At 45.7% G+C, this 18579-nt stretch carries 17 protein-coding genes; 5 read left to right on the forward strand and 12 right to left on the reverse strand.

From position 1 onward, the window contains the following. Positions 1–3 precede the first annotated feature (3 nt). On the reverse strand, positions 4–1254 hold the full coding sequence (locus tag ACFO4O_RS10950) for an MFS transporter (RefSeq protein WP_382408445.1): 1251 nt from the start codon (positions 1252–1254) through the stop codon (positions 4–6). Between the two features lie 413 nt (positions 1255–1667). On the opposite strand from ACFO4O_RS10950, the gene ACFO4O_RS10955 reads away from it, so the two are divergent. Then, positions 1668–2069, forward strand: a complete 402-nt coding sequence (locus ACFO4O_RS10955) for a c-type cytochrome (protein WP_382408447.1) — start codon at positions 1668–1670, stop codon at positions 2067–2069. 48 nt (positions 2070–2117) lie between these two features. Further along, entirely contained in the window at positions 2118–4700 is a 2583-nt protein-coding gene (locus ACFO4O_RS10960; protein ID WP_382408449.1) for a sensor domain-containing phosphodiesterase, read from the forward strand. 31 nt (positions 4701–4731) lie between these two features. Here the strand turns inward: ACFO4O_RS10960 and rep are convergent, their stop codons facing one another. After that, complete coding sequence (gene rep, locus ACFO4O_RS10965) at positions 4732–6747, reverse strand: DNA helicase Rep (RefSeq protein WP_382408451.1); 2016 nt, start codon at positions 6745–6747, stop codon at positions 4732–4734. Positions 6748–6876: 129 nt separating this feature from the next. On the opposite strand from rep, the gene ubiK reads away from it, so the two are divergent. Next, the gene (gene ubiK / locus ACFO4O_RS10970) at positions 6877–7128 is read left to right on the forward strand and encodes a ubiquinone biosynthesis accessory factor UbiK (protein ID WP_382408453.1); all 252 of its coding nucleotides are present in this window, start codon (positions 6877–6879) and stop codon (positions 7126–7128) included. Positions 7129–7179: 51 nt separating this feature from the next. Here ubiK and ubiA read toward each other — a convergent pair whose 3' ends face one another. Both ubiA and ACFO4O_RS10980 read right to left on the reverse strand, forming a co-directional pair. Then, on the reverse strand, positions 7180–8049 hold the full coding sequence (ubiA, locus tag ACFO4O_RS10975) for a 4-hydroxybenzoate octaprenyltransferase (RefSeq protein ID WP_382408455.1): 870 nt from the start codon (positions 8047–8049) through the stop codon (positions 7180–7182). Continuing rightward, positions 8046–8615 (reverse strand): chorismate--pyruvate lyase family protein, encoded by a 570-nt coding sequence (locus tag ACFO4O_RS10980; RefSeq protein ID WP_382408457.1) that lies wholly within the window; start codon positions 8613–8615, stop codon positions 8046–8048. The genes ubiA and ACFO4O_RS10980 overlap by 4 nt, the downstream gene beginning before the upstream one ends. Before the next feature lie 110 nt (positions 8616–8725). Here ACFO4O_RS10980 and ACFO4O_RS10985 point away from each other — a divergent pair, with 110 nt between their 5' ends. After that, positions 8726–9175, forward strand: coding sequence for a flagellar basal body-associated FliL family protein (locus ACFO4O_RS10985; RefSeq protein ID WP_382408459.1), 450 nt, complete (start codon positions 8726–8728; stop codon positions 9173–9175). 4 nt (positions 9176–9179) lie between these two features. Here the strand turns inward: ACFO4O_RS10985 and glpG are convergent, their stop codons facing one another. The 5 genes from glpG to ACFO4O_RS11010 all read right to left on the reverse strand — a co-directional run bounded on the left by glpG (position 9180) and on the right by ACFO4O_RS11010 (position 13901). Further along, positions 9180–10052: a rhomboid family intramembrane serine protease GlpG gene (gene glpG / locus ACFO4O_RS10990; protein WP_382408461.1), complete on the reverse strand. Its 873-nt coding sequence runs from the start codon at positions 10050–10052 to the stop codon at positions 9180–9182. Between the two features lie 3 nt (positions 10053–10055). Further along, positions 10056–10382, reverse strand: a complete 327-nt coding sequence (glpE, locus tag ACFO4O_RS10995) for a thiosulfate sulfurtransferase GlpE (protein WP_382408463.1) — start codon at positions 10380–10382, stop codon at positions 10056–10058. Positions 10383–10423: 41 nt separating this feature from the next. Then, complete coding sequence (gene tdh / locus ACFO4O_RS11000; protein WP_382408465.1) at positions 10424–11461, reverse strand: L-threonine 3-dehydrogenase; 1038 nt, start codon at positions 11459–11461, stop codon at positions 10424–10426. Beyond that, on the reverse strand, positions 11458–12666 hold the full coding sequence (kbl, locus tag ACFO4O_RS11005; protein ID WP_382408467.1) for a glycine C-acetyltransferase: 1209 nt from the start codon (positions 12664–12666) through the stop codon (positions 11458–11460). Before kbl ends, tdh begins: the two co-directional genes overlap by 4 nt. 188 nt (positions 12667–12854) lie before the next feature. After that, positions 12855–13901, reverse strand: coding sequence for a glycosyltransferase family 9 protein (locus tag ACFO4O_RS11010; protein ID WP_382408468.1), 1047 nt, complete (start codon positions 13899–13901; stop codon positions 12855–12857). 90 nt (positions 13902–13991) lie between these two features. On the opposite strand from ACFO4O_RS11010, the gene ACFO4O_RS11015 reads away from it, so the two are divergent. Then, positions 13992–14720 carry a 3-deoxy-D-manno-octulosonic acid kinase gene (locus ACFO4O_RS11015; RefSeq protein ID WP_382408470.1) on the forward strand — a complete coding sequence of 243 codons (729 nt, stop codon included), beginning with the start codon at positions 13992–13994 and terminating at the stop codon, positions 14718–14720. On the opposite strand, the gene ACFO4O_RS11020 is transcribed toward ACFO4O_RS11015, so the two are convergent. The 3 genes from ACFO4O_RS11020 to ACFO4O_RS11030 all read right to left on the reverse strand — a co-directional run. Further along, positions 14657–15739 carry an RHS repeat domain-containing protein gene (locus ACFO4O_RS11020; RefSeq protein ID WP_382408472.1) on the reverse strand — a complete coding sequence of 361 codons (1083 nt, stop codon included), beginning with the start codon at positions 15737–15739 and terminating at the stop codon, positions 14657–14659. The two genes, ACFO4O_RS11015 and ACFO4O_RS11020, sit on opposite strands and share 64 nt — an antisense overlap. Before the next feature lie 230 nt (positions 15740–15969). Then, positions 15970–16377 (reverse strand): hypothetical protein, encoded by a 408-nt coding sequence (locus ACFO4O_RS11025; protein ID WP_382408474.1) that lies wholly within the window; start codon positions 16375–16377, stop codon positions 15970–15972. Further along, positions 16367–18579 (reverse strand): RHS repeat domain-containing protein (locus tag ACFO4O_RS11030; protein ID WP_382408476.1); only part of this gene is annotated, 2213 nt, incomplete at its 5' end. The genes ACFO4O_RS11025 and ACFO4O_RS11030, both read right to left, overlap by 11 nt.

The raw sequence follows: 18579 nt of genomic DNA on the forward strand, positions 1-18579 counted from the left end.
AAATTAAACCGCCCCTAACTCTACTTCGCGCTTTTGAGCATTCGACAAACGCCTGAAAAACACCAGCGATAGCATGATCAAACCAATGGGCACTAAAGATAAATAAAACGCCGTTTGTCCGCCTAAGGCATCAAATAACGCGCCGGTTACCACTGAGCCAGTGGTGCCGCCTAGAGCTGAAAACACCACAATTAAACCGGTCATTTGTGAATGCTGATAAACAGGCAAGGAACTTAACATGACAGAATTAATGACCGGATACAGCGGCGCCATCATCAACCCTGCTAAGGGCAATAAAAAAGCGGCCAACGGTGCATCAAAAATACTGTCGATGGGCACATTTGTTAAGTCAGTTGCCAGAGGCAAGGTTACGATTATGGCTAGGGCCATTAGGGCTAAGCAAATATTTAAAAATGGATACCAATTAATAAATCTTAGTATTTGCCCAGCTGATAGCCTTCCAATCGCAATCATTGCAGCAAAAATGCTCGTCATCTGAACGGCAATGTGTGAAGGCAAGTGTAAAATTTGATTATTAAATGTGGGTAACCAAGTGCCTATTCCCTGCTCTATGAGTACATATAAAAAGATAGAAATAACGAAAACCAGTACCAAAGGCTTGTAAGTGAGTTTGAGCATATCAACAAAATCTCGCCAAACGGATGTTTGCTCATCTTTTACCGGTGGCGCGGCAATGGGTGCAAAAAAGACCACTAGCGCAGCCAGCAATATCACACCTGCTAGAGGGTAATAAACCTGAAGCCAGCTTAGCGACGCCGGATTTTCGTTATCTATGAACCAAGCGAATATCCAATATCCACTCAACACGCCGAGCATGAAAATACCTTCAATTGTATTGAGTAGCGAGGAGTGTGAGTCGGTATCAGTGCTCAGTTGTCCAACAATGGAGTATACCGACACTTTTACAAAGGCAAACGAAACGCCAATTGCAGCAAACAATAGTTTTACGGCTAAAAAGCTCTCGAAAATAGGCGTCACAAAGCATGCTAATGACACGCCCACTAAGGCTAAAAGCATCGCAAAGCGATATCCTAAGCGAGGAATAAATGACGCCACGGCAAAAGAAACAAAAGCAATAGACAGGTCTTTAAACGCTTCTAACGTGCTCGCCTCGGTCTTGCTTACATCAAAGCTGTTGATGGATTGCAAAATCACCGTGCCTACGCTGTTGAGCAGGATGGCAAAAATAAAGTAAGTGGCTGCAATTGCGGCGATAATAAATAAACGGGACATGGCGTACTCTAATTGGCAAAAATCAATTAAGCGTTAGTGCGTAAATGCATAAACAATGTATGAGGCGCTACGCTAGCAGGTTTTGATGCTCAGGTACAAAATTGAACGCGTTTAAACCGCGATTATATTTTAGTCTTTTGTAAATTGGTCGATATTTACTATATTGGGCTATTATGTACTATATTGAATTGCATCAAAATATGTTGATTTAAGCGCGGTAAAGTGTGGCTTTTGTGAGCCAGCGCATACTGTATTTTGACCTGAGTGCTAGCCAATAATCGGCATAACTGCACCTGCTGTCATGCACACAAGACAGACAAATTACCCTTCATCTGCAACAATTAGTTGTGATGAGGTGCGATGTCGTTATAATCATGCGGTAATTTTGTGCAGCTTGTTTGCAGGAGACCTTTGTGAAAGTAAAAGCATTTTTAACATTAGTACTCACCGGATTTTTCTTAAGCGGTGCAATCGCTCAAACAATGAGCGAAGAAGAAATAAAAGAACGCATTATGCCGGTAGGTAAGGTTAAAGTAGCGGGCGCTGTAGATGCCACCGCTGCACCCGCCGGACCACGCTCTGGCAAAGACATTTATCAGGCTGCTTGCACAGCATGTCACGCTGTAGGTGTGTTAGGCGCACCTAAAACGCAGGTGGCGGCTGATTGGCAGCCACGTCTCGATGAAAAAGGATTTGACCAAGTCTGGAAAAACGCAGTTAACGGCATCGGTGCTATGCCTGCCATGGGAACATGCGGTGACTGCAGCGAAGACGATATCAAATCAGCCATCGAATACATGATTGAAGGCGTTTAACGGACTAGACTTGACCTTTGATCGCCAACTTTAGAGTATAAGTTGTCCATGCAAAGACAAGAAGTTGTTGGTGAACTAAGCGAAACGGAGCTCCGAGCCATTGTGCCGGAGCTTCAAAGTTTAACTGAACGTTATAAACGCTCGGAAAGAATCCAAAAAGCCCTCTATCGTATTAGCGAGCTGTCTAGCTCTGCCGTTAATTTAGACTCCCTCTATTTATCTGTTCACAATGTTGTTCGCGACTTTATGACCGCCGACAACTTTTTTGTTGCCTTTCATGAAAAGCAGGATGAGCGTATTCAGTTTGCTTATTTTGTAGATGAGCGCGACGAAGACACCATGCAGTCTATCTCTTATGAGAAGATTAAAAACGGCATAACAGCCCATATACTGCGTAGTGGCGACAACTTGGTTATGACCAAAGAAAACTACCAGGACCTTGTGCGCGAACATGGATTTGAGGTGCTTGGCACCCCTCCTGTAGACCTTATAGGCGTGCCGCTGAAGCGAGACGGTGATGTTATAGGAGCAATGGTCGTACAAAGCTATCACGACAATGTGCGCTATAGTGACGACGACTTAGAAATTCTTGTTTTTATCTCCCAGCACATAGTTACCACAGTAGACCGCGTTAAACATCGCGAGCTAACAGAAATGCTAATTCAAGAACGGACGCGCCAACTTAGCGATGCTAACAAAGTGCTCGAGGCTCAAATTGCCGAACGTAAACGCATGGAAGCGCTACAAAATGCTTTGTTTGAAATTTCGGAGTTATCGGCCTCCACCGGCATTGATATCATGACCTTTTACGGGCGTATCCATAAAATTCTGCAGCGCCTTATCAAAGCACCGAATTGTTATATTGCCCTAACTGACCGTGAAAAATCTTCTCTCAGCTTTCCGTACTTTGTGGGAAAAAGCAGTGATTCCTCTGGCACGCGTAAAATGGGCAAAGGCTTAACTGAATACGTGATTGAGCGCGCTGAAGCCTGCCTAATTGACGCCAACAAAGTTAATGAACTCACATTAGACAACAAACTTGAAGAAGGCGTTGCCAAAGCAATGCGCGTAAGTGGTAACTGCTGGATGGGCGCGCCTCTGATGCTTGACGGCGTAGTTGAGGGCGTAATCGCGGTACAAACCTACGGCGCCAGCGACGACTACGACGACGAAGACCTAAACATTCTGCGCTTTGTATCGCAGCACATAGCAGTGGCTATTGGCCGCAGACGAAGCGCTCAAAATTTAAAAGAATACAACAAACAGCTTACCGATAAGGTAAAAGAGCGTACCGCAGAGCTTAATCTGACCAACGACTCGTTAAAGCGCCAAATTGAGCAGCGTAAAGAAATAGAACTTAAGCTCATACACGACGCGCATCACGACGCACTAACAAACCTGCCTAATCGGGTGATGTTCAACAATCGCCTCGAGCTTGCTATTTCTAGTAAAAAAAGGCATTCGGCGCACAACTATGCGCTGTTGTTTATTGACCTAGACCGCTTTAAAAACATCAACGATACCTTAGGGCATCATGCTGGCGATGAATTTTTGATTGAGGTAGCTCGGCGTATAAGCATTTGTAAACGCAGTCACGATTTGCTCGCAAGGCTAGGCGGCGACGAGTTTGTCATATTGGTCGATAGTTTTACTAACATTCGCGATGTTGAGATGGTTGCCCAGCGTATCGTCGATAGCATCAGCGCCCCGTTCAAAATTGAAAATAAAGAGGTGTTTTCAGGCGCGAGCGTCGGCATTGCTGAACTGTCTGAATATTACAACGGCGCTGATGATGCCCTGCGTGATGCGGACGCCGCAATGTATCAGGCAAAAAATCTCGGGCGTAATCGCTTTGTGCTGTTCGACGTGAGCATGCGCAATCAGTTAGTAGAAGAAATAGAGCAGGAGACTGAATTTCGACGGGCCTTTAAGCGCGGCGAATTTCAGTGCTTTTTGCAGCCCATTGTGAACCTGCAAAACGATGAAGTATTGTATTATGAAAGCACTATGCGCTGGCATTCTCCACATAAGGGCTTAGTTAAAGACGCTACTTTTTGGAATTTAGCCGACCAGTGTGGTCTCACTTATAGCGTTAATCAACAGCTGATGGATTTTACGTTTAAGCAGCTACATAAATGGCGTTTAGACCCTGATATGCGCAAAATGAAAATAGGCTTAAGCTTATCTATTGAACATCTTTTGCATAAGAAGTCGTTAGAAAATCTTGTTCAGCTCATTGAGTGGTCTGAGATTGAGAGTGAGTGTCTCGTGATTGAATTATCAGAGCAGTCGTTGGGTAAATTCAATAAGTATCTGCCCAATATTCTCGATAGCCTGCACAAAATGGGCGTTACATTAGTACTTGATAACTTTGGCAGCGAAACCGCCTCTCTTGCGTATTTATTTAAATATGACTTTGATTTTATTAAATTAAATGAAAATTTGATCAATACAATTGGAATGTCAGACAAGTACCACAAACTTGTAGAGTCCATTATCTTGATTGCCAATAACAACGGCATTGAGGTAATCGGAGATGGCGTAAACGACATGGGCACAAAAGAGGAGCTACACTTTATTGGCTGTCATTATGCCCAAGGCGCGCTAATGGGCAAAGCTACCGCGGTGTAATTGTCCAATCGAGCAGTTTGAACAAGCTACCTTAATCGTCTGCAAACAAGTTTTTAAGGTTTGCAATGCCCTTCTCAGCCTTGGTTTTTCTGACCTCGTCGGAATCCTTTTTCTTTTGCCACTCCCACTCAACGTCATCATGCGGCAATTCGTATAAGAAGCGGCTGGGTTCAGGCTCAATGAGCTCACCCATTTGTCGACGCTCCCTCGCGATGGTAAAGAACAAGCGTTCTTGAGCGCGAGTGATGCCTACATAGGCTAGGCGGCGCTCCTCTTCGATATTTTCTTCGTCAATACTGCTTTGATGAGGCAGTAGGCCCTCCTCCATACCAACCATAAACACATAAGGAAATTCTAAGCCCTTAGATGCATGCAGTGTCATTAGCTGGACTTGGTCGGCTTCATCATCGTCCTCACCTCGCTCCATCATATCTCGCAAGGTTAAGCGTTGAACAATCTCTGGCAATGTCATTGCGGGCTGTAGAGCATCTCCGCTTAGCATGTCTTTAACCCAGCCAAACAAGGTAGATACGTTTGCCATCGCCATCTCAGCCGCTTTGGGATTATTACTCTGTGCATACAGCCATTCTTCAAAGCCGAGCTTTTTAATAAAGTCTCTGAGCACCGCCACAGCGTCGCCGCGCGTCATATTGTCTTCGGTTTCAACCAAAAGTCGCACAAACTCAGAAATACTCTGATAGCTTGCGGTGGGTAGTACCGTACTCAAGCCTTTATGGCACATCGCATCAAACAAGCAGCATCCCTGTCCATTGGCAAACTCACCTAATTTAGCCAAGGTTGCCCGTCCAATGCCTCGATGAGGGGTATTGACGATGCGCAGCAAAGCGTTGTCATCACTGTGATTGGTCAACAACCTTAGGTATGACATGATGTCTTTAATTTCAGCACGCCCAAAAAACGATGTACCGCCGCTTATTTTGTAAGGGATACGATTTTTCATTAGGACTTTTTCAAATACCCGCGACTGATGATTGCCGCGATACAAAATAGCGTACTGCTTGTACTGCGTATCTTCCATAAAGCGATGCGCAAGCATTTCAGCTATGACCTTTTCTGCCTCGTGCTCATCGTTTTTTGCCACTAACACTTTTAGGCTCTCGCCATAATGCAATTCAGAGAAGAGGCGCTTATCAAATACATGCGGATTATTTTGAATCAATATATTGGCCGCATGCAAAATGCGCCCTGAGGAGCGATAGTTTTGCTCTAGTTTCACCAGCTTTAGGCTCGGAAAATCTTTTTGCAACAGTAGTAAATTTTTTGGCTGAGCGCCGCGCCATGAATAAATCGACTGATCGTCATCTCCTACCACGGTAAATCGCGCGCGCTCACCTACTAAGAGCTTTACTAGCTGATACTGACTGGTATTGGTGTCTTGATATTCGTCTACCAGCAAATACCGAATTTTACCTCGCCATGTTTCAAGAATATTTTGATGATTAAGAAACAGTAAGGTAGGTAGCAGAATTAAATCGTCAAAATCAAGGGCGTTGTAGGCTCGCAAATGCCTCGCATACTCTTGGTAATATAGGGCTTGCTGCTTAATATGCTCGTCTTGTGCATGTTTTATCGCGCCCTCTGGCAGTACCAATTCGTTTTTCCACGCCGATATCCGATTTAACAAGGCGCTTAGAGCGTCTTTATCGCGTTCGTAATCGTCTTCGGTGAGGTCACCAAGCAGCGCTAAAGTGTCTTTGTCGTCAAACAACGAAAAGCCCGCTTTGTAACCGAGAGTGGTCACGTGCTTTTTAATGATATTTAAACCCAGCGTATGAAAGGTCGAAACTTTTAGACCCCTCGACGCCTTTTTTCCGAGTGTTTGCGCGACGCGCTCTTTCATCTCGCGGGCGGCTTTGTTAGTAAAGGTTACCGCAGCGATGTGCTCAGGCTTATACCCGCAGTTATTCACAAGGTGAGCTATTTTATTGGTGATCACGCGCGTCTTACCGCTTCCTGCACCCGCTAACACGAGGCACGGACCTGATACATATTCAACAGCAGATTGTTGAGCCGGATTTAAGCGCATGGCGTAAGATTACTTTGGGTTATGCAAAATCAAGCGCAGATTATAGCAAAAGAAAGGCAATAGAGACTGCATTATCGACCACTTACGACTACAATAAGTAACAGCAAAAGCTATTGAGTAGGAGCACCTATGCTAGATCCTAAAAAGTTAGAAGAAATCGCAAAGAATATTTCAGCCGCCATTCCACCGGGCGTAAAGAATATGGCAGATGAGGCGGAAGGCCGCATCAAGCAAGTGCTACAAGCTCAATTGAGTAAGCTAGACTTTGTGAGCCGAGAGGAGTTTGATATTCAAAGCCAAGTCTTAATACGCACGCGTGAAAAGCTTGAGGCGCTAGAGGCTCGTCTAGATGAGCTTGAAGGTAAGTCTGAAGAATCTTAAGCGCTCTTCTTAAAATTGAAAGATTGGCGTCAATGCGGCATCAATTCGGCATCAATTCGGCAATAACGCCGCAACGATGCCGCAGGCCACTGCCAAACCCACCCAATGATTGTTTAAAAACGCGGCGAAGCATTTCGCTTCTTCTCTTCCACGAGTTTTTACATGTTGGAGCGCGAATAACACAGCCGCGACGTTCAAGCCCAAATATGCCAGCATATTGAGCTCTAAAATATCAAACACTGCGGCTAGCAGCACGACCGTAAGTGCCTGCAGTGCAGCAATTACGATAAGATCGTACTTGCCAAACAATATGGCGGTAGATTTAATGCCTACTTTCAAGTCGTCTTTACGGTCGACCATGGCATATTGAGTATCGTAAGCAACCGTCCAGCACACATTTGCGGCATACAGCAGCCATATCCAATATGGAATACTGCCAAGTATCGCCATCGCCGCCATGGGCATCGACCAGCTAAACGCTAGGCCCAATACAACTTGAGGCAAATGGGTGTAGCGCTTCATAAATGGATAAAGGCTCGCAAGCGCCACCGCGACAAGCGATAGCGCGATAGTTTGCCAATTTAAGCTCAGCACTAACAAAAAAGAGAGTAAAACCAAGAGACCAAATAGCTGTTTTGCTTCTTTTTCGGTGGCCTGTCCGCTGGCTAAAGGACGATGTTTTGTGCGTGTTACCGCGCCGTCTACATGCCGGTCGGCGTAATCATTGATAACGCACCCGGCGCTGCGCATTAACACCACGCCTAATATAAACACCAGCGTTATATGCCACTGCGGTAAGCCATTTGCACTTAACAGTAATGCCCATACTGTAGGCCAAAGTAATAAGTAAATACCAATTGGCTTATCCATGCGCATGAGCTGCCAATAGGCGCGGCGGTTTTTCCAAGATAAGGCTATCACGATGCACCTTCGTAGCAAGGACAGTCGGGCAGAAAAGCTTCGGCAACCAACACGGTGTCATCGCCGCTGCTAAATACCGAGCGTCTTGCCCAGCGCTGTTGATGAGACGTAGATGCAGCAAAAGAGCGATGGCTGAGAGGATGCTCCTCAAGCTGACCAATTTCAAAGTCACTGCGCACAAATTGCGGGTCGTTGAAGATGCGCTGACCTAACGGCTGGGTGCCAATGTTAGCCAGAGATGACTGGCACATGGCGTCAGGCAGGGCGGAGCGTGCAAATACCCAAGGCACGCCATCACCAAAGAGAATTACCTCTCTTATTTGCCATGTTTGTTGCTCTGCGTGATGGCAGGCGCGCGAGAGTATGCTCTTTTCTGCAGCCGATAACGGGAGTACCGACTGACCCAGTAACTCAACATTGAAGCTAGTGCACAAGCCTTGAAGACGCTCAGTTAGCGAGCCTGTATCGAGCAACCAGTCTTTCATGTTGGCAGGTAGCGAGACAAATGATTCCGCTTTTGCCCACCGCACGGCAAGACCAAATGGATAAAGAGAATTGACTAACAAAGGTGAAGATTTCTCGTTATGAACCGATAACTTAAGTCTAACATAGCGAAAAACACATCCCTATGCTCGCTTATAAAATTTTAACTTTATTGTTTAAGGACTTACACATCATGGCAAATACATGGCATAACGCCAAGCGCTGGTGCTTAATATACATGACGGTGCTTGGGATGAGCTTCTTGTTTAGCTCATACGCAGATGCGCAAGATGACGGAGCAAATGCCGTTTCTGGTGTTGCCTATGTTGCCATAGAGCCTGACATTGTGACCAATTATGCGGGCGACAACGGTGAACGCTTGGGTTTTTTGCGTATTACCATAGAGATGATGCTAGACAACCCGGCACTGATCCCCGAACTTGAGCATCATTTGCCGCTGTTAAGAGCAACGGCGATAGAAATTATTGGTGCACAGCCTGAGCAAAAAATTCGCTCGTTGACAGGCCGCGAAGAAATGCGTCGACTTATCTTGAAGCGTTTTCGAGACATAATGTCAAAAGAGGCGGGCGATGAAACGGTTAAAGACATCATTTTTACCAAATACCTTCGCCAAGGTGGCTAAAGCGCTAGGTCGCCTTGCTTTTTGGCAGAGACAAATGCAGCGATAGGGCCAACAAACAGCCAGAAATTAGGCCAAACGCGTGCGCCTCATTAGCCATATCCACAAACAATACACCACTGTAACCAATCGCAAGCCACACTAATAAAAACACCACAAAGCCGTTGGGGATGCTAATACCCCAACGAGGGCGTAACCAGCCGGTCCACCATACAAAGCCAAACAGTGCATACACAACACCCGACATACCACCAAAGTTTGGACCGCTTACGAGTAGCTGTGCGATATTGGCAAATAGGCTCGACACCACAAACAACACCACCAGCCAAAAAGTGCCGAACACACGTTCAAGCTGACTGCCAAATATCCACCACCAAATTAGATTAAAAATGATGTGAGTGGCTGAAAAATGCAAAAAATTCGGCCCAAACAAGCGCCACCACTGATGATTACTCGCAAGTTGATCAAAGTACTCAATGCGCAAAGCGTTAAAAATCACCTCAAAATATCCAAGCAAACCACCTAGATAAACGCCGGCGCACAGTAAAATAATGAGCATGGTAAACGGCGCTTTTGCGGCATCCTTTAAGCTCGGCATAGTGCCTGTCCCTAACATGCTTTGCTGACTGCTAGAAACCTCGCCGGTGTGCCATGCCGCGTCTTGAAACTTGGGCGCGTTTGGATTGGCCAAAAAGTCTTGGGCTATGCTCATAGCAGCATCTTTTTGCGCAATATCACGAATACTTAGCTGAAATGCCTCATTGCCATTATCTTCAATGGGGTCAACTTTACACGCAATTCCTTGCTCACGCAGATAGGCCGCCAATAGCTGCGCTGCGCGCTCCTGACCAAAGCGTATAAAGGGCGTGAAATCACTCAAAGGTTACTTTTCCTCACCTGAATCAAAAGGGTAGTTCGCGCGCCACGCTTCAAAGCCACCATCCATGCTGTAGACCTCTTTAAACCCTTGGTGGATGATGTACTGCGCAGCCTGCTGTGAGCTAATGCCATGATAACAACACACCACTACAGGGACATTTACGTCGCTGTCTTGCACAAACTTTGTCATGCTGGCATTGGTGAGATGATATGCGCCCGGAATACGCCCGAGCGCAAACGACTGTTCATCACGAATATCCACGACCTTAATCTCATTATTATCCAGTCGGGTCTTTGTATCTGCTGGCGATATATGCTGAAACTGCTCCATTTGAAACCTTGTGTGTAAATATAAATGCGAGTGTTGACCGGCTAAGCGACTACGCTATTCCAATCTAAAATGACCTTTCCTGACTGCCCCGAGCCCATGATTTCAAAACCGCTTTGAAAATCGTCTACCGGCATTTGATGAGTGATAATTGGACGTAAATCTAGGCCGCTCTGAAGCAGGCTTACCATTTTGTACCACGTCTCAAACATTTCTCGCCCGTAAATACCTTTGATGGTGAGTCCTTTAAAAATGACCTTATTCCAATCAATCGATACATCTTGCGGCGGAATACCCAACATAGCGATTTTTCCACCGTGGTTCATTTTATCGAGCATATCTCTGAATGCTGATGGCACGCCTGACATCTCAAGGCCAATGTCAAAGCCCTCGGTCATACCTAAATCTGACATGACCTCTTTTAGCGATGTCGTTTGTACGTTAATCGCCCTAGATACGCCCATTTTTCTCGCCAGTTCCAAGCGATATTCGTTGACGTCGGTAATCACCACATGGCGTGCGCCCACGTGCCGAGCTACCGCCGCGGCCATTATACCGATTGGTCCTGCTCCGGTAACGAGTACATCTTCACCCACTAGGTCAAACGACAGTGCGGTATGAACAGCATTGCCGAAAGGGTCAAAAATAGCGGCCATATCGTCGCTTATATTGGCTGGTATTTTGAACGCATTAAACGCGGGGATGACTAAGTATTCAGCAAAAGCGCCCTGTCGATTCACTCCCACGCCGGTTGTATTGCGGCATAAATGACGCCGACCTGCACGACAGTTTCTGCAGTGACCGCAGGTAATATGGCCCTCACCGCTAACACGGTCGCCCTTTTTAAAACCCACGACTTCACTGCCGATGTCGACCACTTCGCCCACGTACTCGTGTCCAACAATCATGGGCACAGGAATAGTGTTTTGCGACCACTCATCCCAGTTATAAATGTGCATGTCAGTCCCGCAAATCGCGGTTTTACGAATTTTGATCAATAAGTCATTGTGCCCCATTTCAGGCATGGGATTGTCGACCATCCACATACCCGGTTTGGGAAGTTGTTTGGCCAATGATTTCATGCTGCGCCTCCTTGTATCACGCCCATTTCGGTACCTACCTCAATAAAGGCATCAACCGCGCGGTCGATTTGCTCAATGGTATGCGCCGCCGACATTTGCGTGCGAATACGAGCCTTACCTTTGGGCACAACTGGATACGAGAATCCTACAACGTAAATGCCTTTAACTAACATCTTGTCAGCCATTTCGCTTGCCACTCGTGCGTCGCCCAGCATTACAGGAATGATTGCATGGTCTTTACCTGACAGCGTAAAGCCGGCGGCTTCCATGCGCGTTCTGAAATGCGCAGCGTTCGCTTTTAGCTGATCGCGAAGGGCTTGCCCGTCTGCCATCATTTCGAATACTTTTAATGAGGCTGCCACAATAGGCGGCGCAACAGAGTTTGAAAACAAATACGGACGCGAGCGCTGACGAAGCCAGTCAATCACCGCTTTTTTACCTGATGTATAGCCACCAGATGCGCCGCCAAGGGCCTTTCCGAGGGTGCCGGTTATAATATCAATACGCCCCATAACATCGCAGTATTCATGCGACCCCCTGCCTTGCTCCCCTACAAAGCCCGTGGCGTGACAGTCGTCTACCATTACCATGGCATCATACTTATCAGCTAAGTCACACACGCCTTTTAGGTTGGCAATCACGCCATCCATCGAAAATACGCCGTCGGTTGCAATCAGTTTAAATCGAGCGCCATCTGCACAGGCCTGTTTGAGCTGCGCTTCAAGGGCTTCCATGTTGTTACTTTCATAGCGATAGCGCTTCGCCTTTGACAAACGAACGCCGTCAATAATACTGGCGTGGTTAAGTGAATCTGAAATGACCGCGTCTTCTGATGACAAAATAGTTTCGAACAAGCCACCGTTTGCATCAAAACAAGAGGGATATAAAATAGTGTCTTCCATCCCTAAAAATGAACTAATTTTAGACTCAAGCTCTTTGTGAATATCTTGCGTGCCGCAGATAAAGCGCACAGAAGCCACCCCAAAGCCATGGCTGTCTAAGCCCTCTTTAGCCGCCTTTATTAAGTTTGGATGATTTGCCAAGCCCAAATAGTTGTTCGCGCAGAAGTTCAGCACCCTATCGCCTGGCTCAACGTCAATATCTGCATACTGTTGTGATGTGATTACCCGCTCGGTTTTATACAAACCTTGCTCGCGGGCTTCATTAAGTTGAGCGTTCAAATGGTCTACAAATGCCTGCGACATTACATACATCCTTTGGAGTAAAAAAGCAGCGCTAATGCTGCTGAATCAAATAAAAATTGTGGTGTGAATTCTAGCCGACAAATACCGAGGTGCAAACGTTTAGGACAAAATACTTATTTAACATCCACAGCGTAAAATGCAGATTTGTAAACAGCGCTTGGCAGTGGTGTTTTACACGTATTAAGGCTTTATGTTGAGGCGCCAAGCGCTGCATCAATACGAGCGATTACTTGCTCTAGGGAAATGTTTGCCATAAGCGAGTCGCCTTTGGCACGCCGCCCCCAAGGCAGTTGTTCCCATTGCTTACCGGTTTGCTGCAATATACATTCATCATATACCGATGCGGTAAAGTCTTGAGATAAATACGGTCCGGTTCTACGTGGATTTGAGTGTGCATACAGCCCGACCACTGGCGTGCCCTGCGTAGTAGCCATATGCGCCGGCCCGGTATCAGGTGCGATTACGAGCGCGGCCTTATCTAAAACTGCAAGCATTTGTTTTAACGTTGTTTTTCCGACTAAATCAAGCGCGATGGCGTCGGTTGAACGAGTAATTTCATCTCTGAGTGCGACGTCGAGCGGCCCCGGCCCGCCGCAAAGCACTACATTCATACCTTTTGAATGTAAATACTCTGCCACTTTAGCATAGCGCTGCGGTAACCAGTTACGCTCAGCCTTAGACGCAGCAGGGCTAATCACAGCAAAACGGCCATATTCAGCTAAAGTATGCTCGGCCCAGGCGCTATCGGTTTCGTCAATGGGAATATTCCAGCATGGCAATGCAGATTGAGACTCTGGCACCCCAATGGCGTGAGCAAAGCCCATAAATCCCTCCAGCACGTGTGCATGCTCTTGAGGTTTTATCCGCTCATTGGTAAAAAGATAATGCCCTTCTTTACTTCTGGCCCAATCAAAGCCAATTCGGCGTTTTGCTTTAATTATCCGCGATAAAAGATTTGCTCTGAGCGCTACCTGCATCACAAAAAGCGCATCAAAAGTGACCTCGCCTAGTGCATCAACCACCGCCTGCTTGGCTTGTTTTCCGCCCTTTTTGTCGTACACCACAAAGTTAACGTTTTGCATGCCCTTGAGCAGGGCGTATTCAATTTTGCCAATTACCCATGTAATTTCAGTATTAGCTTGGTGCTGCAAAATTGCATTTACCATCGCCGCCGCATGACACACATCACCAATGGCAGATAGTCGTAAAATACAGAGTTTAAATGGCTGACTCACTGAGATTCCATGAAGCGCTACACTTGATTTTTTGCTATGTTACCCAAACCAAAAGCAAATATCAGGTTTTTCATCCACAGGAACCCATCCATGAGCATTGACGTACAAACCGCACCGAATAATGTGAGTTTATTACGTACCGAACTTGGTCAGTCTTTAAACCTTGGGCTAAAGCACTTCGACCTCGACTACCTAGAGGGTAAAAACGCAGTCACCAAGACCGCGCAAGGACGGGGCAAAGTATATTTTTTCAAACATCAAGATCGCGAGTTAGCGCTTCGGCATTATCATCGAGGCGGCCTGATGGGCGCCGTTAATCACGACCGGTTTTTATACACCGGCATGTTCAGGACCCGTGGCTTTCAGGAACTTCAAATTCTTGACTTCTTAAACTATCACAACGTTGCAGTTCCTCGGCCCATTGCCGCAAGAATCAGCCGCAATGGGCTTGCGTATAGGGCAGATATCATTACCGAAGTTATCCCCGACGCACAGGAGCTTCATGAGATGCTCAAACTGCATGAAGTTGATGAACAAATTTGGGTAGATATCGGCAAAACCCTAGCGCGCCTGCATCAATTAAATGTACGTCACGACGACATAAACGTTAAAAACGTGCTGATTCAACACAACAAAAACGTGGTAATTATAGACTTTGATAAATGCAAACTACAGGACGTTGGCAACTGGCGCTCAGCCAACATTGCACGTTTTTATCGCTCACTAATAAAGCAATATAACAAGCACAAACCATACTACTTTGCCCAGTCTAACTGGGAGGCTTTGCAAAGCGGGTATAGCGAAGTTATTGGGGTGTAAACATTAAGCAAACCATAGAAACTTGATGATTTTGTCATTGAGAGAGACTTCTTAAAAAAGAACCCACTTGGGTCAGTATAACTCATCGGGTTGTTTAGCACGTAGCTATAGCGATTGTAGGTTTGAGTGTTTTTAGGCGCCTGAACAAAAGGGTCAGCCTGCATGAACCTACCCAGCGTTGGGTCGTAAATTCTGCCGCCCATGTGGATAATATTTACGCTATCCATCATATGATGACCGGTATAGCCTGCCTCTGTTGGCGCTTGATAAACAACGCCACTGAGCAATGAATCACTGTGCAGGCTCATATGCTCACCAAAGGGTGTATACAGCGACTGCTTCACAATATTGGCGTTGGTGTCTGATATCATCACCACCGAGCCTTGTGTGTCTTTATGCAAATAGTGAAACTCGCGCGAATAATCGTTTGCTGCGCTTTGTCGCTTCGTGTAAACCACTTTGCCGTTGGCTAAATGGTACTTATGCTCGGTATGCTGCTCACCGGTGCTTTGTACAATCTTTTCATAGTTGCCAATGTAGGTATGGTCGGTTATTACCCTTTCATTATCTACCATGCGCTCGTGACGCTTATTCAGCAACTGCCGCTCTATGCCATAGCGCATTTGAACAAGGTGTTTATTTTTTTGGATGCGCGTGGGTTTATCAAAGGCTGAGTAGGTAAAGATACGCTCACCGTCGGCTTTTACGTTACCATTATCATCGTAGCTAAATTCCAGTAAGCGATTGGCATCGCTGAATGCTGAGTTGCTATGCACACTTAGCAGCACATTCGGATTATCAGATTGATATTGGTAATAGCCTTTATCAGATTTATAGCGAATATTGCCCGCTAAGTCGTACTCAAAATCAAATCGCTGTTTAAATGGCGTTGGCAGTGTGCCTAAGTGGCTAGTAAGGGTGCGGCTTTCTAAACGGTTGAGCCCGTCATACACATAGCGCTCAACAAAGCTTTGATTGTTAGCCGGTGAGCGGTAAAACTGACTGCGTTTTTCAGACACTCATTTATAAAAATTCTGACACCACACCAATTACTCAAGCATCGTTGCTAGTTATTGAATGTTTTCAATATCGATAACATTTAACCATTTATTCTATTTTTCACCGTGTCGAGCAATAGTCAGATAATTCACTTATGTCAATGTGTCTGTCAGTGAAATATGTCATATCTAAGTTGTACGAAAATTCCTTTTTAAAGGTGTCCGGTTGGACTTGACCAGAACAACATTACTCAATTTAATTCATGAATAACCGATTCTCTAATATCCATGTCATCGCAATTAACGATCTCGTAAATAGCTGATATTTTGAGTGACTCAGCTAATGAATCTATATATAAAGACTGTCGCTCCAATTGATGTTGAGATAATTCGAAAAAACTCATCGAGGATACAGACTCCAACCCTACATTGAGTAAAGAGATTTTTCCTGATATTTTTCCTTGAAAACACATAATTTGATTAGCGTTAAGGCTGATTAAAAGCTCTTCGTTCCCGAGTGCATCTTTGTTTTTAATAACAGTGAATAATCTTTCAAATTCACTCTTATCTATTTCTCTAGGTAAATCTGCTCTCGGTATGTCAGCAATTGCTAAACAAGACAAAAACAGCATGGCTGCCCCAAAAGTCTTACATATCACGAATCCAATCTCCTAAATCATCTCTTACCCGCATACCCCAACTCACTCTGCTGCTGGCGTCTAGATGATTCGAAACACCAGAATAATGCATATACTCATGATGTATAGTCTCAATCATATTTTGATAACCAGTGAGTTTAACTCCCCTTCCAAAACCAGACGCCGCAGGGCCAGATAACCATATGGAATAGCTAGGTTTACCTGCGCTCATATAAATTGTCATTTTACCGCCAGAGTGAGTTCCATCAACATGTTGCCATGCGCCTGTATTGACCAATTCTGTTGCCTCATCCCATGAACTTACAAATTTAAAGTCATCATCTGTAAGCTTTGAAACATCGATAGTTCTCGGTAAAAGTGCTGCTGTATCTGTTTTGTCTACGAGATCTTTCACTGATTCATCTGTGATTAATCCTCGTTTTAACAGCTCATTTTTAGCGTTATCAAAATCACCAGAACCGCCTCCCGGAGCGGAAGCACTTGTATCAGCTTGCGTACCCCAATCTGCTCTTAGTGCGGCAGCAAAAGCGGCTGTGAATGCCCCATTCGCAAACTTGCCTCCGGTAATTTTTGAAATCGTACCACCTACAACAGCAGAACCTATAACTCTACCGACGGGCGTTTTCCCAAATGCACCGCCAGCTAAAGCACTAACCCCTGCACTGATAAATCCGTGTCCAAATTTACCTCCTTGCAAATCAGACATTACGCCGCCCACTAAGGCATGGGCTCCGATATGCCCCACCCCGTTCTTGGCATAAAATCCAGTGCCATCAAATGACTTACCCACTTGCCCAAAGGCCTGTGCGGTAGCATAAGTCACCGCTGCCGAGCGAAACGCTGCGCCGAGACTGCCAGTTACAGAATATGTTGAGGCGGCGGAATATGCTGCACACCCCCATGGGCCTCCAAAATAACACGCTGCTGCCTGAGCAGCTAAATTTATTATTGGAATGTTAGCTATGGCTTTAAGTGCGCCTTTAAAGAACCTGCCTATCGCTTTGAAAAAATACCCACTGGGGTCAGTATAGCTCATGGGATTATTCATCACATAGCTATAGCGGTTGTAGTTTTGAGCATTGTTGGGTGCTTGCACAAAGGGGTCGGCTTGTAAGAATCGACCTATGCTAGCATCGTAAATTCTGCCGCCCATGTGGGTAATGCCTACGCTGCCCATCTCGTGATGTCCGGTGTAGCCACGCTCGGTGGTGGGTTGATAGGCAATGCCATCTAACACCGAGCTTTGAAGCAACTGAATTTGCTCTCCAAATGGGGTATATAAATATTGACTGACCACACTGGCATCCCAATCCGTCACCATTGCCACCGAGCCCTGCACATCTTTGATGATGTAGTGTTCATCGCGCCTGTTTGAAATGCTCTGAGAGGTCGTGCTTTGCCTAAAGGTAAAGACTACGTTGCCATTGGCCTCGGTAAACTTATGCTCAGTTATTTGATTGCCTGTGCTTTTTTCTATGCGCTCGTAGCCATCAATGTAAGTGTGGGTAGTAATAACCAGTTGACCGTTTTCCATACGCTTATGGGTTTTACGCAGTATTTGCCTGTCTATGCCGTAGGTAATATTAACCACGTTACCGCCTTTCGTAATGCGGCTGGGTTTGTTGAACGGGGTATAGGTAAAAGTACGCTCACCATCGGCTAAAGTGTTGCCGTTGTCATCGTAGGCAAAGCTTAAAAGTTTACTGGCTTCACTTAAGCTGGCATCGCTGTGAATACTAACAAGCTGATTGGGTAAATCTGTTTTTGACGGGTCATCGTGGGTGTATTTGTAATGCCCCTTGTCTGACTTGTGCTTAATGTTACCTGCTGCATCATATTCGTAGTCAAAGTTTTGCGTAAAACTGTTAGCTAATGCGCCTTGCGTCATCGCTAACGTGCGTTTATTTAAACGATTCAAGTCATCGGTGTACTCAAAGGTTTCAACAAATGCTTGCGTGCCGCCATTGCCGTCGTAATAGGAGCTGCTCTTTTCATACACGTTGCCGATATCGTCTAGCTCAATATGACTGCTAAAATAGGTAGTATTGCCATGCATAGCGTTAACCGTTGTCAGGGCGCCGTATTCGTTATACAAATACTCTTTTGTAATGCCGTTTGCAAAACGGGCTTTCTCTAACAAACCGCGCTTATTGTATTTTTGCGCTTCCCATATCTTCTCTTCATAGTAGTAATAGATAGACT

Origin of the sequence: Glaciecola siphonariae (assembly GCF_042652645.1) — a bacterium.
GTDB classification, from domain to species: Bacteria; Pseudomonadota; Gammaproteobacteria; order Enterobacterales; family Alteromonadaceae; genus Glaciecola; species Glaciecola siphonariae.